We start from the raw sequence: 1,282 nt of genomic DNA on the forward strand, positions 1-1,282 counted from the left end.
ACTCTATACAGTGTTAGTGAGCCCCGATTATCTTTCCTCGCCCGCCAAAGTGAAGAAGATATTCGGGGTTTTTGCTTTTCTGGGCCTGTAAAACCTTCTACACAGTACCCATTCCCTGCCACCTTACGGCGTGGCTCACCAAAATTCTCTAACTGATCAGCAATCTAACACCGGATCCCAAAACACTCAAGAAAGTTATTCCGTAACGTCTTCAGCTAACCGGCTGCTCGCGGCTTTGATTAATACTTCGAGCATCTCTGTTTGCGTAAGACCTTCTGCTTCGCATAAGCGTTGAAAGTCTTCTTTCAGCGCACTCTGCACGTACACACGGATCTCTTTATGGGTGTCTTTTCTACGAGCAACCAGAGCCTGCTGTCTTTCTGACGGCGACAATGGATTGCCTTTCCTGTAAGGGCGTTTATTTTTCGATGAGGAAGAAGCTACATTTGTGGATTGTGACATTTTTGGCCTCCCCAAGGATCTGAATATATCGTTTGGGAAAGCCTACTATAGATTCATTAAATCAGCAGCATAAAAAGCATTTCACTCCCGTTGGCGCGGGATAAGGCGAAAATGCGAAAAGAGGTAACGTTCGCCTATCAGGGCTCCGTTTCCCAAACGGAGCCCTGATAGGCGGCTGCGATTTTACCTATGGTCTGCTCCTATTCCGGACTGAACGCCGGTAACTCGGTGCCGGCATGTGCAATGTTTACAAAAAATTGAATGTTGTAACTATAATTATGTTTCTTAGGTTCATTATAGTTCTGTGTTTTGGGCTTGAAGTGGGTGTAACTTGGGAAATACCCCTTGAATTGGCCATGCGGACTCGCTCAGTCTGGGTATTTTTACAGGTGGATGGCACAGCGAGTTTGGATAATTTAGCTCGTTGTATAGGCTATCACCGCGCCGGCGGAAAACACTAGGTAATGGGTATATGGGGTCAAAACCAGTTGGGGTGGCTTAAAAAAATGAAGTTATACAACTGAGCTTTTGCCTTCAGGTGGGCAACATAAACGAGGGGGGTATTGATTACTTTCTTTGAGACGGCCGCAGTCACGKAATCATCACATAACCCGCCTGTATTCCAAGTATCTCAACCCCCTGTGAAACTGTATTTCCTATCTTAACGTGTTGCTTAATTGTCTCAGTATCTAGAGTCTTTCGATACCATACCCAGGCTATGTCCCCCTCTCCGTGAATCGCCTGAGGAGGCACAACTATAGCTTTTTCATTTCTGTAAAGGATGACTACGACTCTCGCGCTCATCCCCAAACGGATCTGC

General features: G+C 46.1%; 1 protein-coding gene and 1 pseudogene. Both read right to left on the reverse strand.

What is annotated here, in order from left to right; all coding sequences use genetic code 11:
* Positions 1-195: 195 nt before the first annotated feature.
* On the reverse strand, positions 196-462 hold the full coding sequence (repA, locus tag AC1DUO_RS25070; RefSeq protein ID WP_241917316.1) for a replication regulatory protein RepA: 267 nt from the start codon (positions 460-462) through the stop codon (positions 196-198).
* 591 nt (positions 463-1,053) lie between these two features.
* A pseudogene (locus AC1DUO_RS25075) lies at positions 1,054-1,282 on the reverse strand (HlyD family secretion protein); the annotation flags it as partial.

The organism is Rahnella sp. P4_A8, from assembly GCF_056402435.1.